This is a genomic window from Pseudoalteromonas sp. APC 3893 (genome assembly GCF_030408095.1).
GTDB lineage: Bacteria > Pseudomonadota > Gammaproteobacteria > Enterobacterales > Alteromonadaceae > Pseudoalteromonas.
In genome coordinates this window covers 595998-614253 of sequence record NZ_JASDCD010000001.1, presented here as the reverse complement: position 1 = coordinate 614253, position 18256 = coordinate 595998, and the positions used below count along the sequence as shown (strand labels likewise).

Genomic DNA, 18256 nt, shown 5'->3' with positions numbered 1-18256 from the left:
TTTAATCTTAGTTGTTAATCGGCAAAATACTATTTATCTTTAGCCTGTATAGCACTATCACAATAGATATGCATCAGCTTAACTTAATGCGCACTTACAGACATACACAATAATGAGACTTTATATGCCTTTGCAACCTAGTTCCCCTCACCATGTGCTTGTACTTAATTGTGGAAGTTCAAGTTTAAAATTTGCGATTTTAGATGCGCAAACATCGAATGAAGTTATTTCAGGTCTTGCTGAACGCTTAAGCTCTGATACACCATCTATTAAATATAAATTTCAAGGTAAAAAAACACTGGTCGAACTGACAAAGGGCCAAGCTCACGCACATGCCATTAATACGCTTGTTAATCTTATTAAAGATCATCACTTAGCAGATAACCTGATTGCTGTTGGTCACCGTGTTGTTCACGGTGGAGAACACTTTACTAGATCAGTACTTATTGATGAGTCTGTTATTGAAGGTATAACAAAAGCTGCGGCACTTGCTCCATTGCATGGCCATGCGAATTTATTGGGTATCGCTGCTGCGCAAGCCTCATTTGAAGGACTCCCACAAATAGCCGTATTTGATACTGCATTTCATCAAACAATGGAACAAGTTGCTTATTTATATGCCCTACCTTACAAGCTTTACACAGATTATGGAGTGAGGCGCTATGGCTTTCATGGTACCAGTCATTATTATGTTGCAAGTCAAACTGCTAAATTATTGGAAAAACCACTAGAGCATAGCAATTTTATTAGTGCGCATTTAGGTAATGGCTGCTCAGTATGCGCCATTAAAAATGGCATAAGCGTTGATACAAGCATGGGACTCACCCCTCTTGAGGGCTTAATGATGGGCACCCGTAGTGGCGATATAGACCCAGGTTTATTTAATTTTTTAACAACCCAGTTAGATTACAGCGCGGCACAAATTGATGACTTGTTAAATAAAGAAAGTGGTTTATTAGGTGTCAGTGAGTTGTCAAATGACTGCAGAACTATTGAAGACGCAGCATTAGCTGGAAACAAAAGAGCAATGCTTGCTCTTGATATGTTTTGTTACCGCCTTGCAAAACAAATTGCCGCATTTATGGTGCCAGTACAACGCTTAGACGCACTTATTTTTACAGGCGGCATTGGCGAGAATTCAGATATAATTCGTCAAAAAGTAATCAAGCAACTTGCCTTTTTAGGGCTCGACTGTGATGAACAAGCAAATCTGAATGCTCGTTTTGGTAGTGAAGGCATAATTAGTTCAGCACATGCAAATACAACCGCTGTTGTAATGCCGACAAATGAAGAGTGGGTAATCGCCCGTGATGCAGCAAATATTGCACAGGAGCAATAATATGGCCCGTCGAATTATGTTAGTGCCTATCTCTACCGGTGTTGGTTTAACGTCGGTGTCAGTAGGTTTAGTACGTGCACTTGAACAAAAAGCAGTAAAAGTAAATTTTTTTAAACCCATCGCACAACCTCGATCTGGTGAAACCGGGCCTGAAAAATCAACCTTAATTGTGACACAAGGCTCACCTATCAACCCGCCTACCCCATTTGCATTAGATTATGCTGAACAGATGATTGGCGATGGCAAAGGTGATGACCTACTAGAAGAAATTGTCGAACGCTTTGAAAGCACAATCAGTAATGATGAAGTTGCCATTATCGAAGGTATGGTCCCAACACGTCGCCAACCGTACGCAGGTCGGGTAAATCGTGAAATAGCCCAAACTTTAGGCGCTGAGATTATTTTTGTGCTTACCCCAGGTAATGACAGTAACGATCAAATTGAAGATAGATTAGAAATAGCCGCCGGTTATTATGGAGGCGTAGGTCATGCACGGGTACTTGGTTGTATATTTAACAAAGTAAATGCCCCGCTTGATGATGAAGGCCGTGCCCGTGCCGACTTAGTTGATTCGCATAACCCTGAAGCACTTGAAAATGAGCTTAACCGCCTAGCATCTTTGCCTATTTTCACAAAGCACCCTTTTATGCTGTTAGGCTCTATCCCGTGGGACTTTGAATTAGTTGCACCACGTGTAAAAGATTTAAGCGCTTATTTAAAAGCTCAGGTATTAAATGAAGGCGACATGGCACACAGACGTCTACGCCGCGTGACATTTTGTGCACGAACTGTTTCAAACATTCTTAACCACTTTACCCCTGGCGCATTACTTGTAACACCAGGAGATCGTTCTGATGTTTTAGTCGCTGCATGCTTGTCTGCAATGAATGGAACTAAAATTGGTGCCATTTTACTAACGGGCGGTTTTATGCCAGAACCTCGCATAATGACGTTATGTGAACAAGCAATGGCAACAGGCTTACCTATCTTGTGTACAGACGCAGATACTTGGCGCACCTCTTTGTTATTACATAACTTTAATATGGAAGTACCCTGTGATGATGAACAACGGATTGACAAAGTCAAACATCATAATGCAAGCCATATTGATTCTGACTGGTTAGACACACTTGCGCAAAGCGTAGGTAAAACCCGTAAAATGTCACCTCCTGCATTTCGTTATTTACTGACAGATAAAGCACGTAACGCCAATAAAACGGTTGTTTTACCTGAAGGCAACGAACCACGTACTATTAAAGCTGCCGCTATTTGTGGGCAACGCGGGATCGCAAAAACAATTTTACTTGGTAGTCGAGAAGAAATTCACCGCATTGCAAGCCAGCAAGGCGTAGAACTCAATGAAAATGTTACCATCATTGAACCTCAATCAGTACTCAATGATTATGTTGCACCTATGGTTGAAATTCGAAAAGGCAAAGGTTTGACTGAAGTTGTCGCCCAAGAACAGCTGCAAGATAATGTTGTATTAGGCACCATGATGTTAGAGCGCGGTATTGTTGATGGCTTGGTTTCAGGTGCTGTCAATACCACTGCAAATACGATTAGACCACCACTGCAATTAATCAAAACGGCCCCAGGTTCTTCGTTAGTATCATCGGTGTTTTTTATGTTGTTACCTGATCAAGTACTGGTATACGGTGATTGTGCAATTAACCCAGATCCAACCGCCGAGCAACTGGCTGATATTGCAATTCAATCTGCCGATTCTGCTCAAGCATTTGGTATTGAGCCACGCGTCGCGATGATAAGTTACAGTACAGGTACCTCAGGCACAGGTGCTGATGTTGAGAAAGTGCGTGAAGCAACCAAGCTTGCCCAACAAAAGCGTCCTGATTTAATTATTGATGGCCCATTGCAATACGATGCGGCAATTATGGAAAATGTGGCACTGAAAAAAGCGCCGAATAGCCCTGTCGCTGGTAAAGCTACTGTATTTATTTTCCCAGATTTAAATACTGGTAACACAACCTATAAAGCCGTACAAAGAAGCGCCGACTTGATCAGTATTGGTCCAATGCTGCAAGGTATGCGTAAGCCCGTAAACGATTTAAGTCGTGGTGCTTTAGTTGATGACATTGTTTACACGATTGCTTTAACTGCAATTCAAGCAGCTCAAGTGAGTGATAAGTAGTATTTTATGATGGTGTAAAGCAATGCCCTTTTACTTTACACCATCGCTGTCGTTTATCTACCCAAATTAAAAATGAACGCTATATTAATACCTTAAGTCGGTTATACCTTTTTAATCCCATTGTTATCCACAGAAATTGTGGACAAGATTACTCTTTTATTCGAATCTTTTTAACTATACTATTAATAAACCAAGGTGGTTACATAAAAAGGCTTTTAATGTCTAAACAAACGTTACAACTTCACAGTACTGAATTTACTATTCATAGCCTTGATGCTGTACACAATTGGTTAGCTCTTGAAGTTGTTGGGCCACTCGGGTTTTCACTAACAGGGATCATGGCCAATATTTCTGGCGTATTAGCCAAAGCTAATATCTCTATTTTTGCCATATCAACCTATGATACCGACTACGTGCTAGTGAAAAAACAAGCCATTAATGATGCTATAAAATCACTTAAAAAAGACGGTTACAATGTAATAGGTGACTCACTCTAAGAATGCAAAATAACGATATAACTTATTTGCCACAGCAGCAAATTCAAACTAATACCTTGTCTATTTGCAGTCCGTTTAGCGGCAAAGTTCTCCCATTGAGTGAGCACCCAGAGCCCTTCTTCAGCTATGGCACTGTTGGCCCTGGTATTATGGTTGAATTAACTAGCCACAAAATATTATCTCCATTTGATGGCATTTTATTACAGGTAAAAAATGCGGGATGTGAGTTCATTTTGCAAGCAAAAAATGGTCTCAAAGTGTTGATCAATTTACATCTTGATAAGCAACTTGATATTCACCACACCCATATTGCTCAGCTCAATGGCAGTAAAATAGCAAAAGGTCAACGGCTTGCTTACTTTGATTTGCGTGATTTAAACACCCCGTTACTTGCCAGTTTAATTTTATTAAACGGCCATCAATTAAAGCCTATGTATTTTTCTTTATCCCATGTAACTGCTGGGACTGACACTCTTTTAACATTAACTAAGAAGTAAATAATATGACCACTCTTTACGGTATCAGTAATTGCGATACGATAAAAAAAGCAAAAAAATACTTAACAGATAAAAACATCGATTTCACTTTTCATGACTATCGCAAAGATGGTGTAAGCCTTGAGATGATCACAGAGTTTGCTGCCCATATTGATTGGCAGGACTTGGTTAATAAACGTGGCACAACTTATCGCCAATTACCTGATGAGCAAAAGCAAAATCTAGACAAAGACTCCGCTCTTAGTTTATTAGTTGAGCAACCTGCAATGATAAAACGCCCTGTTATGATCCATGACCAAAGCTATCATTTAGGTTTTAAACCCGCTCAATTTGATGAGATTTTTGGCCTATGAAAAACCCTGTTATTGAACTTGCCCAAGCACTTATTCAACGCCGCTCTGTGACACCTGAAGATGCAGGTTGCCAAGCGATGATTAACGAACGTTTAGCAGCACTTGGTTTTAATATCGAATCACTGTTTTTTACAGATACTCTAAATACCTGGGCTAGAAAAGGACAGCAATCTCCTCACTTTTGTTTTGCTGGCCACACTGATGTTGTACCCACCGGACCTGAACAGAACTGGCAACACCTACCTTTTTCAGGGCTAGTAGAAAATGGCATGTTGCATGGTCGCGGCGCTGCTGACATGAAAGGATCTTTGGCAGCCATGATTGTAGCTACTGAACGGTTTGTAGCTAAGCACCCTGATCACAAAGGGTCTATTTCATTTTTGATCACCTCCGATGAAGAAGGCCCATTTATCAATGGCACCACTAAAGTAATTGATACCCTTGAACAGCGTGGCGAAAAAATAGATATGTGTTTAGTCGGTGAGCCTTCTTCTCGCGATATGTTAGGCGATGTGGTTAAAAACGGCCGCCGTGGTTCTTTGACCGGCTTTTTGAAGGTTAAAGGTGTACAAGGGCATGTCGCATACCCGCATCTTGCTAAGAACCCGATCCATCTGGCAGCGCCTGCGCTTAGCGAACTTAGTCAAACTCAATGGGATAATGGGAACGCATTCTTTCCAGCAACCAGTTTTCAAGTGTCTAATATCAATGGCGGTACTGGGGCAGGCAACGTGATACCTGGCGAACTTGAGATTCAGTTTAATTTTAGGTTTAGTACTGAGGTCACGCATCAGCAATTGCAGCAACGTGTGAATACCATATTACAAGACTATGATTTTGATTATGAGCTAAATTGGATCGTGAATGGCCAGCCATTTATTACTGAAGGCGGCCCATTAATAGAGGCCACTGTTGCAGCTATAAAATCAGTAACAGGCCTTGATACTGCACTTGAAACCTCGGGAGGCACATCAGATGGCCGTTTTATAGCGCAGACAGGCGCCAAAGTAATAGAACTTGGTCCTCGTAATGAAACAATTCATAAAGTAGATGAATGTGTAAGCACCGATGACTTAATCGAATTGAGTGATATTTATGAACAAATATTGGAGAAACTATTAGTATGACCGCCTTATCACTAAACCCGTTACAGTTATCTGCATGCGCAACGGGTTGCAGTGACGCACATTTGGTTGATTTCGCTAACCACCGTATTCATGTCGGTATAGTGGATGACTTTATAGCATTGCAAAATGCCGCAAAACAAGCTGGCTTTGAGCTTACAATAGCCTCTAGCTTTAGAGATTTTGAGCGACAAAGTACCATTTGGAATGCTAAATTCTCTGGCGCTCGCCCTGTGCTTAATAAAGATCAGCAGCCAGTTGATTTATCAACCTTATCAGAACTCGATATTTGCAATGCAATATTACTCTATAGTGCATTGCCCGGAGCGAGCCGCCACCATTTTGGTACTGATGTTGATATATTTGACCAAGCCGCCATTAAGCAAGGCTACAAATTACAGCTTGAGCCGCATGAGTATGAAGATGAAGGCCCCTTTGCAGCGATGACAACTTGGCTTAACGATAACCTAGTTAAATTTGGTTTTTACCGCCCTTATGAGAAAGATTTAGGCGGGGTTGCACCTGAACCTTGGCATATTAGCCATATTGAGCAATCACATATTATGTGTGAAGCAATCAATATCGAGGTGCTTAGTAAGCTAATTCAGCAAAGTGATCTACTGGGTAAGCAAACCATTTTAACCCACCTACCCGAATTATTTGAACGCTATGTTACTAATGTGTCGGCGCCGATTTAGCCATCAGAAAAACCAATACAGCGCCAAGGATCACGGCGCTGGCTATAACAAATTGCACCGTTAAGGCTTCGCCTAAAAATATCACACCTGCAATAGCCGCCAAGACAGGCACGCATAATTGCACCACTGCTGCCTGACTGCTTTTTAATAATGGAAGAGCAAGATACCAAACACTATAACCAAGCCCTGAAGCTACAGAGCCTGAAAAAAACGCAAGTAAAACTCCTTGCCAACTTATTTGAGATACCGCCATAAAGCCTATAATCATCAATATTGGTAAGGCGACAATGCTTCTAGCAAAATTATAACTTGTCGCTTTTAAAGGAGCTCCACAGTTTTTACCACGAATACTATAAACTCCCCAAGCAACACCACTCAAGGTCATTAATAACGCCGGTAATAATGATGGCACCGCGGCGGATGGCAGCATTAAATAAACAAAACCAGCAAGCGCCACAAAAAATGCTAACCATTGCACCATTGAAAAGCGCTCTTTGTTGAAGATCCCCCACCCTATCATGGTCAACTGCACCGCTGAGAATAATATGAGCGCACCTGTTCCGGTATCCAGCTCAACATAGGCAATAGAAAAGCAAAGCGCATAAATAAGTAAACTTATACCACTTCGCCAACTCCCCCGCTCTTGGGTAATAACAGTGTGGTTAGTTGCAAAACGTTTTTGTTGAATTAATAAAATAACTCCTAAACATATCGCACCACTGAATAAACGTATCGACGTAAAGTTCCATGAATCAATAGACCCATCGGCTAATGCCATGCGTGCAAGTAAAGAGTTACCAGCAAAGGCAACAAGCGCAAGTACTGTATATATTATTGCTTTCAAATCTAATCCTTATTAGCTGGCTTTTTGCCTTTGAACTTTGAACTTTGAACTTTGAACAAGCTGTAGCAGGGTATCAGTTTTCATAATACCCATATAGGCTAATATAAATTAAATACTACGAATTTTTACATTGTTTATCATCAACCATTAATAAGACTATGCTAATCTATATTAAAAGCATAAAGGAGTGACGTGTGAAGCGCCGTTTTATTGTTGGATTGGGTTTTATATTAGCGAGTATCAGTGGCTGTAGCACAGTGGGCTTTGGTGATCTTTTCACTGATTATGCAACGCAAATAAACCCCGTACGTCAAGCGATACGTGTGAATGATGTCACTGAAGCTCAGCAACTTTTACCCAGTAATTCGCAATCGCATAGCAACTATTTGCTCAATCAATTGGAGCATGGGCGGTTAAACGATTTGAGTAATCAAAATAGTAAAGCACAAACAGATTACGAAGCTGTGTATCAACAAATGGAAAACATTCGCCAAGCAGCAAAAGTGCAAGTATCGAGCGGTCTTGAACAAAGTAATGCATTGCTAACCAATGACTCTGTGATTGCCTATGAGCCAGCACCTTACGAAATGAGTATGCTGCACAGCTATAAAGCACTTAATTATGTGTTTAATAATGATATAGAAGGTGCACTGGTTGAAGTACGCCGAGCTAACAAAGTACAAGTTGATGCTTTAGCACAAAACCAAGGTGAAATTGATGCCACGGTTAAGGAAGCACAAAAACATTACCCGAGTATGGATGAGGTAATTAAGAACGTAAAAAATGGCTACCAAAATGCCTTTACGTTTTATCTTTCTGCGCTACTTTATCAAAGTAACAAACAATTCGACGATGCTTACATTGATTATAAAAAAGCATTAGAAATAAACCCTGATAACCGCTACTTACAGCAAGATGTCATGCGTTTAGCAAAGCAACAAGGCTTTGAGCAAGATTTAGAACAATTTATCAAGCGTTTTGGTCAACCTAAGCAAGCAACTAGCAATGGCGAGGTAGTTGTAATTATTGAGCAAGGATTGGTGCCTCAAAAAGATGAATTTGTATTACGTTTACCCATTTACACCTCTCGAGGAGACGCACGCTTTTACAGTTTAGCGATGCCTGTTTATAAAGACAGTGCATTTGTACCTGCGATTGAGCAGATAAAGATTGCCAGTCAAAATGTTTCACTCAGCCCTTTGGTGCGTATAGAGGCGTTAGCAGCTAAAACATTACAAGAGCAAACACCAGCACGTGTTACTCGTCAGGTATTGCGGTTAGTTGCAAAAGAAAAAGTACGAGCTGAACTTGCCAGAAGTGGCGGTGATGTTGGAAATATCTTAGCAAATATCTATAACTTAGCATCAGAGCAAGCTGATACACGAAGCTGGTTAACTTTGCCAAATCAAATAAGTGTTGCACGTACGGATATTACAGCTGGAACACATACATTAAACATTGGTAACAATCACCCAAATATAAACTTTGAAGTTAGTAAGCAAGGGTTAACGTTGATTTACCTAACCTCTATTAATAATTACTTTAACTCTCATGTAGTGCAACTTTAGGAGCGACCATGAAAATTTTAATACCAATACTCGCGGTATGTATACTGGCAGGATGTTCCAGCAGACCAACAACATCAGGTGTTGCAGTGGAGCAATCAAGTGCACAATATCAGCAACAGTTAAAAGTAAACAACCCTGAGCTTGGAAAAAAATTAGCAATTACAGACGTCAAGACGCGACAGACAAATCAACTGACTGATGTTGTTGTTACATTGTCGAGTCAATATAAAAAATCACAGTATTTACAATATCAATTTACGTGGTACGACAGTGATGGCTTTGTAATAAAAGGGAATCATTCTCCTTGGCAGGCACTCACATTGTTTGGTTTTGCCAATATACAATTGCCGGGGCTTGCACCTACTTCTGACGCCGTTACTTTTTCGCTCGCGGTACGTGAAGTTTCCACCGAAGCACAAGAATTTGAAGATTAAGGAAATAAACATGAATACAATTAATCAAAAAACGACTTTTAATAAGCTGTCAGGGTTTGCTTTAGTAGGTTTAAGTGTGCTCACTTTAGCTGGTTGTGCTAATAAAGCAGTCGTCAGTTATGGCGATGCACAAGCAGTTGAAACCACTGATATCAATTTTGGTTCTACTGATCTACAAAAAGTAGCAACACAAATGACAGATTCACTACTTTCATCTCCTGTAGTGGGAACTATGACAGCTAACAGTCGCCCTATCGTATTTGTCGAACGTATAAAAAACAAAACCAGTGAGCATATAGATACTGAATCAATTACTGACTCTATCTCGACTCAGCTGTTACGCAGCGGTAAGTTCCGCTTTGTTGATATGGGTCGTGTCGAAGCTGTACGCGAGCAATTAAACTTTCAAAACGTAGACGCACTTGTTGATCCATCTACTGCGGTTGCATTTGGACAACAAGTGGGTGCGCAGTACATGCTTTATGGCAACTTATCGAGCATTGTTAAATCTAACGAAGATAAAGCTGATGTTTATTATAAGTTCACAATGCGTTTAATGGATCTAAAAAGTGGCTTAGTTGAATGGGCCGATGAAACTGAAATACGTAAAACACGTGAAAAATCAACCTTTGGCTGGTAATAGCTAAGGAGAAAACCATGAAAAAATCAGGGTTAGTTCTGTGTACAACACTGTTATTTACTGCACCGAGTTTTGCAGCATATGAACGTAACAAAGCAGTACCTGTGCAACAAGTTCTATTTGGCGAGGTAAGATCAGTACGTAAAATCGCCGAACAAGAATTGGTACAAGATAAAGCAAATGGCTGGAAAACCTTTGGCGGTGCTTTACTTGGCGGTGTTATTGGAAATCAATTTGGTGGTGGTAGCGGACGTACCGCAGCCACTATTTTAGGTTCGGTGATTGGTGGAAGCGTTGCCCACAATAAACAACAAACCAGTCATTATAATGAATACCATTTAGTTGAGTTGATGATAAAAGTCGAAAACGGTGAGCAGTTTATGGTGGTACAAGACGTAGACAGCCAAATGCACTTTAATACTGGCGATGATGTTCGTTTAGTCTACTTATCTGATAACACAGTCAGAGTTGATAAATCCTATTAGGGTGGTAGTAAAAGCGAGCACTGGGTGCTCGCTTTTGTGTTTATAAATCAAGCTTGTCGATAATGAGTAAAAAAACGCTGCATCTTCCCCATTGCCGATTTTAAGTCATCTTTGTTGGGTAAAAAAACCAATCTAAAGTGATCTGGGTTAGACCAATTAAATGCCCGACCGTGAACCAGTAATATTTTTTCTGCTTTAAGTAAATCTAAAATCATCTTTTCATCATTTTTGATATTAAAGCGTTCAGTATCTACTTTTGCAAACGCATAAAGCGCACCTTGTGGTTTCGCACACGTTATACCCTCAATTGCATTTAAACCATGCCATGCAATGTCTCGTTGCTCGTATAACCGCCCTCCAGGATTTATTAGGCTATCTATAGATTGCACCCCACCCAGCGCTTGTTGAATAGCATATTGAGCCGGCACATTAGCGCATAACCGCATAGAAGCCAAAATATTTAGGCCTTTACTAAGATCATCCATCAAATCAATACGACCACTTAGCACCATCCAACCCATGCGTAAGCCTGCTGCACGATATGTTTTGGCTAAGCCGTTAAACGTAATTATTGGCACATCATCGCACAAAGCACCTATAGAGCTATGACTTACACCATCGTACAAAATCTTTTCGTAAATTTCGTCACTCAACAGCAATAGCTTATGCTCTCTAGCAACATCAATAAGCTGCTGTAACAAGTCGTCACTATAAACCGCCCCTGTTGGGTTATTTGGATTTATAAGTACCAGCGCCTTTGTTTTTGACGTGATTTTACTGCGTATATCTGCAATATCAGGAAACCAGTCTTGTTCTTCATCACACAAATAATGTACTGGGTTTCCACCAGCCAACTTTACTGATGCTGTCCAAAGTGGGTAATCTGGGGCAGGTATGAGCACTTCATCATCATTATTTAACAAAGCTTGTGTGGTCATTTGAATAAGTTCGCTGACGCCATTACCGATATAAATATTATCTACGTCTAAGTTATTTAAGCCGCGTTGTTGGTAGTGCTGATAAATAGCCACACGGGCTGAGTAGAGGCCTTTAGAATCACAATAGCCTTGGGCTGAGTATAAATTACGAATAATATCGCGATGCATATCTTCTGGCATATCAAAACCAAATGCCGCCGGATTACCAATATTTAACTTTAATACTTTTTGGCCTTCATCTTCCATTTTACGTGCTTGTACTAAAACAGGCCCGCGAATGTCATAACAAACACCTTCTAATTTGTGACTCTTTTTAATTTGTGACATTTCTACCTCTACTAGTGAATACCTAGATTAACCTAATAGAGGATCAAAATGCTAGCGTGTGTTGCTCTTTGTGAATTGAAATTTGTTCAACCTAAGTAGTTTTTATACAACGAATAATTTAGCGTGTAGATAACCAATCAGTTAAAGCTTGTTTAGAGCCTTCAACTTGCTCATCCAGCAACTTTGAAGCCGTAATTGCTTGCTCCTGTTGACCATTCGTAAGGCTTTGCTCTATCTCTCTTGCCACATCAGACAAACTTGTTGCCCCAAACTGAGATGCATTCGATTTTAAGCTGTGCGCATGACGAATAGATGCTTCTAAATCTTTCCCTATAGTGGCTAACACTTCACCGGCTAAACGTTCAAACTCAGCACAACAAAAAGTCAATGTATCGCTAAATTGCTCTCCAAGTAATGACTCCATACTCTTTAGGGCATTTTCATCAATAACTACTGTATTCATTTTATTTCCTTTGTATTCTGTTTACTATCACGCACTTTTTAACTACTTTAACTGTCTTTAGAAAAAAATCCACTTAATCGATATATTAAGCGTATAATTACAGTGTTTTCAAACTAATTGTTATAAGAATAGATTATTTTTATGTCTCGCACCGTATGTGATAAATGCCAATATAGTGCCGTAACTTGTCTTTGTGATGATCTGGTTACAGTGCAAAACCAACTTAACATTATTATCTTGCAGCATCCAAGTGAATTAAAAATAACTAAAAATACAGCTAAGCTACTTAATTTATGTCTGAAATGCTGTACCCTTGTACAAGGTGAAAGTGATAAAGATTTTAAAATTTTAGACACACTACCAGCAGCTACAACAGCCCTACTTTACCCCGATCACGATGCAATCTTGCTCGATAAAATAAACTCACACACCAAACTTTTTTGTGAACAACTCACTCATTTAGTGGTCTTGGATGGAACATGGAAAAAAGCATTTAAAATAATGCAATTAACACCTAAGCTAAAGATGTTTAAAAAAGTGAGCTTTGCCACTGTTCCTACTAATAGGTATCGGATCCGTAAAGCACCAAGAGCTGATAGTTTATCGAGCCTCGAAGCCGTTGCACATAGCCTGATGTTGATAGAGCAATGTGATCCTGCGCCCTTATATCAAGTTTTAGATGCACTCAATGATAAACAGACACAATTTATGCCAGAGCATGTAAAAACACGTTACTTAAACCCATGATCTACACCAATCGATTAAAACGCGGCTTTTACCGGCAAGGGCCTGATTACCGTTTTGATGACCAAGTTGACTTCAGCGATATTAAAAACACTTTTGGTTTTCGCACTATGGTTGTTGGAAAATGGGTCACTAAAGAAGAGCGTTATATCAGCGCAAATTTAATTTATGATGCATTAGCGGATTTAGCACAAATATTACAGCTACCACCGAGTGCCATTGGACTTAGAGGTAAATTAAACTTTGCTTTTGGCCATGGTGGGCAACAGCATGTTCAGGCTCATTATAATAGTACAACACAAACGTTAGCCCTGGCTAAAAACGCTGGCGGAGGTGCTCTTGCCCACGAGTGGTTTCATGCCTTTGATCATCATATAACACGCCACCTATACCCTGATTTCAGCTCTCATTTCTTTGCTTCCAAGTTATGGCTTGAAGAGCCTATTAACAATAGCCATCCGCTCAACAGTGCTCTCAATGAATTTTACAAGCACGTATTTTTAAGCCGTGACACATTGCAAGAAAATGACTACGTTAGGCGTTCAAGGTTAATCGATGAACAACAAAAATTATTTTATATGAGCATGCCTGAGGAACTAGCAGCGCGTTGTTTTGAAGCATGTATTGCGAGTAATAAGCAAATAACTAATCTTTTTTTGGTTGATAACTTAGCAAATTCAGAGCTAGTTTATCCAGATGCTGAACACATCCTAAAAAGTAAACAAGCACTCGACGATTATTTTCATGGTTTAGGCGCGTTATTAATTCGCTAAATCAATTTAGCTGGTATATATCAGCCTTAGTGTGTGTTTGTAAGTTATTTTCAAGCCATGCAAGGTAGTCTGTAAATGCTAATGGCCGGGAAAAATAATAACCTTGGCCAATTTCGCAACCAAAGCTTTTGAGTCGTTTTAAACTTTGTATGTCCTCTATGCCTTCTGCGACCACATAAGAACCTAAGCTTTTAGCAATATCACACGTTGCACGACAGATTGTTTGGTCATTTTTAGAGTACTCAATATTCATCACGAATTGCTTATCTATTTTTATTTCGTCAAAACCCATCTTACTCAAATAAGCTAAAGAAGAATAACCAGTACCAAAATCATCAATCGCAATTTTTAGCCCTATCAACCTGTAATCATTTAACGCTGTTTTAATGTTTACACCATCATTTAATGTTGCTGACTCAGTCAGCTCAAGCATCACATTTGCGGCATTTATTTGATACTCATTTAAAAGCGTTAAAAATAATACCGGTAACTCTTTACGCAATAAATCTTTGGCCGATATGTTGATGGAAATAATATGGTCCGGGTAAATAGCCTGTACTTCTTTTTGATATGCTAAAGCTTGCTCAACCACCCACTCTGTCAGTTCAAAAATCATTCCTGAAGATTCAGCAATGGGGATGAATTGATCTGGTGGCACATGCCCTAATGTAGGGTGATGCCAACGTAATAAAGCTTCTGCGCCGTGAAGGTTACCTGTAGTTAAACAAATTTGTGGTTGAAAAAATAACCTTAGTTGATTTTCTTCAATGGCTTCTTTTAACGAGGATGTAACTTCTAGGCGGTATTGCGACAAACTTGAGTTTTGCGCATCATACATATGCCAACGCTCACCATGAAGTGGTTTTACGCTCAATGCTTGCAAGCCGCGTTGAATTAACTGCTCCGCATTTACAGCATGTAGCGGGTAATTTGCCACCCCTATATCAACTTTATTCACAAAATGATTGCTGTTATGGCTAATTCCTTCGGCAAATACCGCCATCGTAACGCATACAAACTGCTCTATTTGGCTCAACTCCAATTTACCGTTAGCCACAAATGCATATGTACTATCATCAAGTCGCGCTATATAGTGACTTTTAAGTTGTGTCGCTTCTATTTTTTCTGCATTCATTACACTCAACTGATGGGCTAATTTAGCCATCGTTATTTTTATCTGCTCATTCGCATGTTCATAACCAAAGTTAGCTCGTGCATCTAACAATATAGCAGGCTGAAATAAAATAATTGAATGCGGCTGGGATAACTTTACCTTGCTTTGAAGACAATTTAGTAGCAGCTTCTTATTGGGCAATGCAGTTTCATCATCATGTAACAGGTTATAATTGTATTGCAAAATACGTAATCTATCTTGAATTAATACTGTACCGATAAACACGCAGGTATTTATTACTATAAGGATATCGTTTAGTAAGTATGACGATAGCTGCAGCATCAGAGTTAACTGCCAGACAACCGCTTGAACAATAATCACATACCAAGCTAAAAAATAGATACTACTACAAGAAGGTTGAGTTTCTTTCCATTGCATGTATAAATATATCAGAATGGCTGATTCAGCAATAAAGCTTGTCATCAATAGATAAATAGCAAAGTCATACGTTAAGGTATTCGCGATAACACTCAACCCAAAAACAGTCAGCAATATCAGTGGCAGTCTTACTCTTGCGATGATAATTTCTCTTCGCCCATAGCTCGAGCGCATAAAAAACATACATGCAAAACCAAGTGCAGCAATGAAGCTTGCAGCACTAGCCTTCACAGCAAAGCTGACGGGGATCGTTGTATCAATAAATATGAATACACCTTTACTTGCTAGCATACCGACCAGTAAACACAATAAGTATGCGAATAAATAAACAAACTTAATACGTCGTGATAAAAAATAAAATGCACAACTGATAGCCATCGCAACCAAGAGTAAAACTGTAAGGGCTGAAACAGTAAATAATCGCTGCTCCACGAGGTTATAAAAAGCCTGCTCAGGGACTATATTAATGGCCAATTGGCTGCTGCGGCTATGTTTAAGGTAAAGCGCTGCCCAACTTTGATTTGAACCTGATTTTAACACGCTATGGGGAATTATCTTATCAAGATAAGCGCCATGACGGTGAGAAGCTGAGCTCAATAACGCAAAATCACTATCTAATAAGTAATATTTAACGGTGTCAATTTGTGCACCGTCAAGGTATAAAATATGGTCTTGCTTGGGGCTCAACTCATGAAGATTAAACAGTAACCAATAACCTTGCTGGGCTGGTAGATTAAATGATGAGGCATCTTTGTATTCGGCAGTGCGAATTAACTGCTCAAATGGAGGAAGTGTATCTGACAAAGTATCACTGCGAAGCACAGCTGCATTTTCCACAACAGATGCAAGCACACGTGGGCTAACAACACTGCCGAATAACAGTACAGCCAGAATAAAAGCCTTATACAACGTGTTTATATACCTCACTCTCACTCCATGTGTCGATTGAGCTATACTAAAGTATGGAAGGAATATTTATAAATGCCAGTAAAAAACTCTAATCTGTGTCCCAAAAACAAAAAAGCCTGATTTCAGGCCTTTTAATTTCTTTTTGTGAATATTGCTTTTATTCGTTTTTATCGTCACTAATCCGACTTGCTATCGCACTATTTTGATCTTTATACTTTGCATCTTTACGAATGTTATACGGGTTAGCTGCAGGGCCTGACATCGTCTCAAAGCTCATTGCACCAATTTTCATCATAGGTCTTAGCGCCAACGGTAGTTTCCCTGAATTGTAAAACTCCAAGACAATATTACCAGACCAACCGGGATCAATTCGGTGTGCCGTCACATGCACCATTAATCCTAAACGCGCCAGTGATGAACGCCCATCGAGCCACCCAACTACATCAGCGGGTAAAGTAACTTTCTCGTGAGTAATAGCTAAAGCAAGTTCACCTGGGTGTAAAAAGAATGCTTGCTCTTGATCAAGCACAATTTCATCACTCATTATCGATTCCATTGCTTTATTAAGCTGATCTTTGGGTCCGCTTAAATCAACATACGCGGCTGTGTGATCTTGAAAAACACGAAACTTATTTCCCAAACGTAAATCAACTGTCACGCCTGAAATCATCTCATCGCTTGGACTTGGCTCTATAACAATGCGTTGTTGTGCAATGTATTCTTTAATATGGGTATCTGATAATCTCATTATTTTAATCGTCCGTAATCACAATCTCTAACGGATTATGATGGGGTTGTTGATAATAAAGCTGGCTTGCTATTAAACGTGCTGCACTGGCATAAGTACTACTGATAGCCGCCTCGTTGTCATTGGCAATTAACTTGCCTCGCTCTGAATATTCTCGAATATCTATCGCTAGCGGAATGTGGGAAAGGACCGGCACACCGTGACGCTGCGCGAGTTTAACCGCACCGTCTTTACCAAACACATGATTTGGCTCGCCACAATGAGTGCAAATAAAGTGGCTCATATTCTCAATTAGACCTAGCACAGGCACATTGACCTTGTTAAACATAGCAATGCCCTTTTGTGCATCGGCAAGTGCTAAATCTTGTGGGGTAGTGACAATAACGGTACCGCTTGAGGGCACTTTTTGGCTCATAGTAAGTTGGATATCGCCAGTGCCTGGTGGCATGTCCACGATTAAGTAATCAAGTTCACCCCAGAGAGTTTCGTTTAATAACTGTGTTAATGCGCCGGATGCCATAGGTCCACGCCATACAGTTGCATCGTCACTGGGCACTAAAAAACCGATAGACTGCGCCTTAATACCGTTGGCATCAAATGGGTATAGCTGCTTGTCATCTTTTGCTGTAGGTGTTGCGCCTTCAAGACCAAGTAACATGGGGATCGACGGACCATAAATATCCGCATCTAGAATCCCCACCTTGGCGCCTTCTTGCTGTAGAGCACCGGCTAAATTAACCGCAGTTGTAGATTTACCAACGCCACCTTTACCAGATGCTACTAATACAATGTGTTTTATTTTTTTGAATTTATACTGCGCAGGTAATGCCACCGTTGCACTGATTTCCACGAGTTGTTTTAGTTGTTCACTAACAAACGCCGCTAAAGCATTCATTTCTGAACGAGCAGCGAACGGTAAAATTAGTTCAATAACGAAAGATTTATCATCTTTATTGTGGATAGATTTAATAAACTGCTCATCAACACCCACTGCAAATGCAGCACTGCGATAAGCGGCTAAGGCGGCAATTATCGGTTGTTTTTGCACCGATTTAGAAGAGAATAGTTTTGACAGTCCAAACATAGCAATAAAATAGCGTTTCTTTGATGAAAATTGCCTCGGAATTATGTAACATTCAGGGCATTAACACCAGTCAATTAATAAATATCG

19 protein-coding genes are annotated in these 18256 nt (G+C 40.0%); 13 read left to right on the top strand and 6 right to left on the bottom strand.

Going from position 1 to position 18256, the window contains the following annotated elements; genetic code table 11:
* Window positions 1-124: 124 nt before the first annotated feature.
* From QMA12_RS02795 to QMA12_RS02765, 7 genes are all read left to right on the top strand, one after another.
* Window positions 125-1339, top strand: a complete 1215-nt coding sequence (locus QMA12_RS02795; protein WP_290208576.1) for an acetate kinase — start codon at window positions 125-127, stop codon at window positions 1337-1339.
* 1 nt (window position 1340) lies between these two features.
* Window positions 1341-3491, top strand: coding sequence for a phosphate acetyltransferase (pta, locus tag QMA12_RS02790; protein WP_087534347.1), 2151 nt, complete (start codon window positions 1341-1343; stop codon window positions 3489-3491).
* A gap of 218 nt (window positions 3492-3709) precedes the next feature.
* Complete coding sequence (locus QMA12_RS02785; protein WP_087534348.1) at window positions 3710-3988, top strand: ACT domain-containing protein; 279 nt, start codon at window positions 3710-3712, stop codon at window positions 3986-3988.
* A gap of 2 nt (window positions 3989-3990) precedes the next feature.
* Window positions 3991-4485: a PTS glucose transporter subunit IIA gene (locus QMA12_RS02780; RefSeq protein WP_087534349.1), complete on the top strand. Its 495-nt coding sequence runs from the start codon at window positions 3991-3993 to the stop codon at window positions 4483-4485.
* A gap of 5 nt (window positions 4486-4490) precedes the next feature.
* Window positions 4491-4838, top strand: coding sequence for an ArsC family reductase (locus QMA12_RS02775; RefSeq protein WP_087534350.1), 348 nt, complete (start codon window positions 4491-4493; stop codon window positions 4836-4838).
* On the top strand, window positions 4835-5965 hold the full coding sequence (gene dapE, locus QMA12_RS02770) for a succinyl-diaminopimelate desuccinylase (protein WP_087534351.1): 1131 nt from the start codon (window positions 4835-4837) through the stop codon (window positions 5963-5965). Before QMA12_RS02775 ends, dapE begins: the two co-directional genes overlap by 4 nt.
* Window positions 5962-6660 (top strand): M15 family metallopeptidase, encoded by a 699-nt coding sequence (locus QMA12_RS02765; protein WP_087534352.1) that lies wholly within the window; start codon window positions 5962-5964, stop codon window positions 6658-6660. Before dapE ends, QMA12_RS02765 begins: the two co-directional genes overlap by 4 nt.
* On the opposite strand, the gene QMA12_RS02760 is transcribed toward QMA12_RS02765, so the two are convergent.
* Window positions 6638-7504, bottom strand: coding sequence for a DMT family transporter (locus QMA12_RS02760; protein ID WP_290208577.1), 867 nt, complete (start codon window positions 7502-7504; stop codon window positions 6638-6640). The genes QMA12_RS02765 and QMA12_RS02760 overlap by 23 nt on opposite strands.
* 194 nt (window positions 7505-7698) lie before the next feature.
* Between QMA12_RS02760 and QMA12_RS02755 the strand changes: the two genes are divergently transcribed.
* From QMA12_RS02755 to QMA12_RS02740, 4 genes are read left to right on the top strand one after another with little or no spacing between them, the layout of a single operon-like run.
* Window positions 7699-9072 (top strand): adenine DNA methylase, encoded by a 1374-nt coding sequence (locus QMA12_RS02755; RefSeq protein ID WP_290208578.1) that lies wholly within the window; start codon window positions 7699-7701, stop codon window positions 9070-9072.
* An 8-nt stretch (window positions 9073-9080) separates the two neighbouring features.
* Window positions 9081-9506 carry a YcfL family protein gene (locus tag QMA12_RS02750; RefSeq protein ID WP_087534355.1) on the top strand — a complete coding sequence of 142 codons (426 nt, stop codon included), beginning with the start codon at window positions 9081-9083 and terminating at the stop codon, window positions 9504-9506.
* Between the two features lie 10 nt (window positions 9507-9516).
* Entirely contained in the window at window positions 9517-10146 is a 630-nt protein-coding gene (gene lpoB, locus QMA12_RS02745; protein ID WP_290208579.1) for a penicillin-binding protein activator LpoB, read from the top strand.
* Window positions 10147-10163: 17 nt separating this feature from the next.
* Window positions 10164-10631, top strand: a complete 468-nt coding sequence (locus QMA12_RS02740) for a glycine zipper 2TM domain-containing protein (RefSeq protein WP_290208580.1) — start codon at window positions 10164-10166, stop codon at window positions 10629-10631.
* A 47-nt stretch (window positions 10632-10678) separates the two neighbouring features.
* On the opposite strand, the gene QMA12_RS02735 is transcribed toward QMA12_RS02740, so the two are convergent.
* The gene (locus QMA12_RS02735; RefSeq protein ID WP_290208581.1) at window positions 10679-11896 is read right to left on the bottom strand and encodes a pyridoxal phosphate-dependent aminotransferase; all 1218 of its coding nucleotides are present in this window, start codon (window positions 11894-11896) and stop codon (window positions 10679-10681) included.
* Between the two features lie 118 nt (window positions 11897-12014).
* Window positions 12015-12359 carry an Hpt domain-containing protein gene (locus tag QMA12_RS02730; protein WP_087534359.1) on the bottom strand — a complete coding sequence of 115 codons (345 nt, stop codon included), beginning with the start codon at window positions 12357-12359 and terminating at the stop codon, window positions 12015-12017.
* 141 nt (window positions 12360-12500) lie between these two features.
* Between QMA12_RS02730 and QMA12_RS02725 the strand changes: the two genes are divergently transcribed.
* Together QMA12_RS02725 and QMA12_RS02720 are read left to right on the top strand one after the other, a co-directional pair.
* Window positions 12501-13106 carry a tRNA-uridine aminocarboxypropyltransferase gene (locus QMA12_RS02725; RefSeq protein ID WP_087534360.1) on the top strand — a complete coding sequence of 202 codons (606 nt, stop codon included), beginning with the start codon at window positions 12501-12503 and terminating at the stop codon, window positions 13104-13106.
* Window positions 13103-13876: a CLCA_X family protein gene (locus QMA12_RS02720; protein ID WP_087534361.1), complete on the top strand. Its 774-nt coding sequence runs from the start codon at window positions 13103-13105 to the stop codon at window positions 13874-13876. Before QMA12_RS02725 ends, QMA12_RS02720 begins: the two co-directional genes overlap by 4 nt.
* 1 nt (window position 13877) lies before the next feature.
* Here the strand turns inward: QMA12_RS02720 and QMA12_RS02715 are convergent, their stop codons facing one another.
* The 3 genes from QMA12_RS02715 to apbC form a co-directional block, all read right to left on the bottom strand.
* Window positions 13878-16355, bottom strand: coding sequence for an EAL domain-containing protein (locus QMA12_RS02715; RefSeq protein ID WP_290208583.1), 2478 nt, complete (start codon window positions 16353-16355; stop codon window positions 13878-13880).
* 139 nt (window positions 16356-16494) lie between these two features.
* Window positions 16495-17085: a dCTP deaminase gene (dcd, locus tag QMA12_RS02710; protein WP_087534363.1), complete on the bottom strand. Its 591-nt coding sequence runs from the start codon at window positions 17083-17085 to the stop codon at window positions 16495-16497.
* Window positions 17086-17089: 4 nt separating this feature from the next.
* Entirely contained in the window at window positions 17090-18169 is a 1080-nt protein-coding gene (gene apbC, locus QMA12_RS02705; RefSeq protein WP_087534364.1) for an iron-sulfur cluster carrier protein ApbC, read from the bottom strand.
* Window positions 18170-18256: the final 87 nt, after the last annotated feature.

Excerpts from the sequence above, each read along its gene's own strand:
- pta (WP_087534347.1), top strand. The coding sequence starts at position 1,341 with ATGGCCCGTCGAATTATGTTAGTGCCTATCTCTACCGGTGTTGGTTTA.
- QMA12_RS02740 (WP_290208580.1), top strand. The coding sequence starts at position 10,164 with ATGAAAAAATCAGGGTTAGTTCTGTGTACAACACTGTTATTTACTGCA.
- QMA12_RS02765 (WP_087534352.1), top strand. The coding sequence starts at position 5,962 with ATGACCGCCTTATCACTAAACCCGTTACAGTTATCTGCATGCGCAACG.
- QMA12_RS02780 (WP_087534349.1), top strand. The coding sequence starts at position 3,991 with ATGCAAAATAACGATATAACTTATTTGCCACAGCAGCAAATTCAAACT.
- QMA12_RS02795 (WP_290208576.1), top strand. The coding sequence starts at position 125 with ATGCCTTTGCAACCTAGTTCCCCTCACCATGTGCTTGTACTTAATTGT.
- dapE (WP_087534351.1), top strand. The coding sequence starts at position 4,835 with ATGAAAAACCCTGTTATTGAACTTGCCCAAGCACTTATTCAACGCCGC.
- QMA12_RS02735 (WP_290208581.1), bottom strand. The coding sequence starts at position 11,896 with ATGTCACAAATTAAAAAGAGTCACAAATTAGAAGGTGTTTGTTATGAC.
- QMA12_RS02730 (WP_087534359.1), bottom strand. The coding sequence starts at position 12,359 with ATGAATACAGTAGTTATTGATGAAAATGCCCTAAAGAGTATGGAGTCA.
- dcd (WP_087534363.1), bottom strand. The coding sequence starts at position 17,085 with ATGAGATTATCAGATACCCATATTAAAGAATACATTGCACAACAACGC.
- apbC (WP_087534364.1), bottom strand. The coding sequence starts at position 18,169 with ATGTTTGGACTGTCAAAACTATTCTCTTCTAAATCGGTGCAAAAACAA.
- QMA12_RS02785 (WP_087534348.1), top strand. The coding sequence starts at position 3,710 with ATGTCTAAACAAACGTTACAACTTCACAGTACTGAATTTACTATTCAT.
- lpoB (WP_290208579.1), top strand. The coding sequence starts at position 9,517 with ATGAATACAATTAATCAAAAAACGACTTTTAATAAGCTGTCAGGGTTT.
- QMA12_RS02775 (WP_087534350.1), top strand. The coding sequence starts at position 4,491 with ATGACCACTCTTTACGGTATCAGTAATTGCGATACGATAAAAAAAGCA.
- QMA12_RS02720 (WP_087534361.1), top strand. The coding sequence starts at position 13,103 with ATGATCTACACCAATCGATTAAAACGCGGCTTTTACCGGCAAGGGCCT.
- QMA12_RS02750 (WP_087534355.1), top strand. The coding sequence starts at position 9,081 with ATGAAAATTTTAATACCAATACTCGCGGTATGTATACTGGCAGGATGT.
- QMA12_RS02725 (WP_087534360.1), top strand. The coding sequence starts at position 12,501 with ATGTCTCGCACCGTATGTGATAAATGCCAATATAGTGCCGTAACTTGT.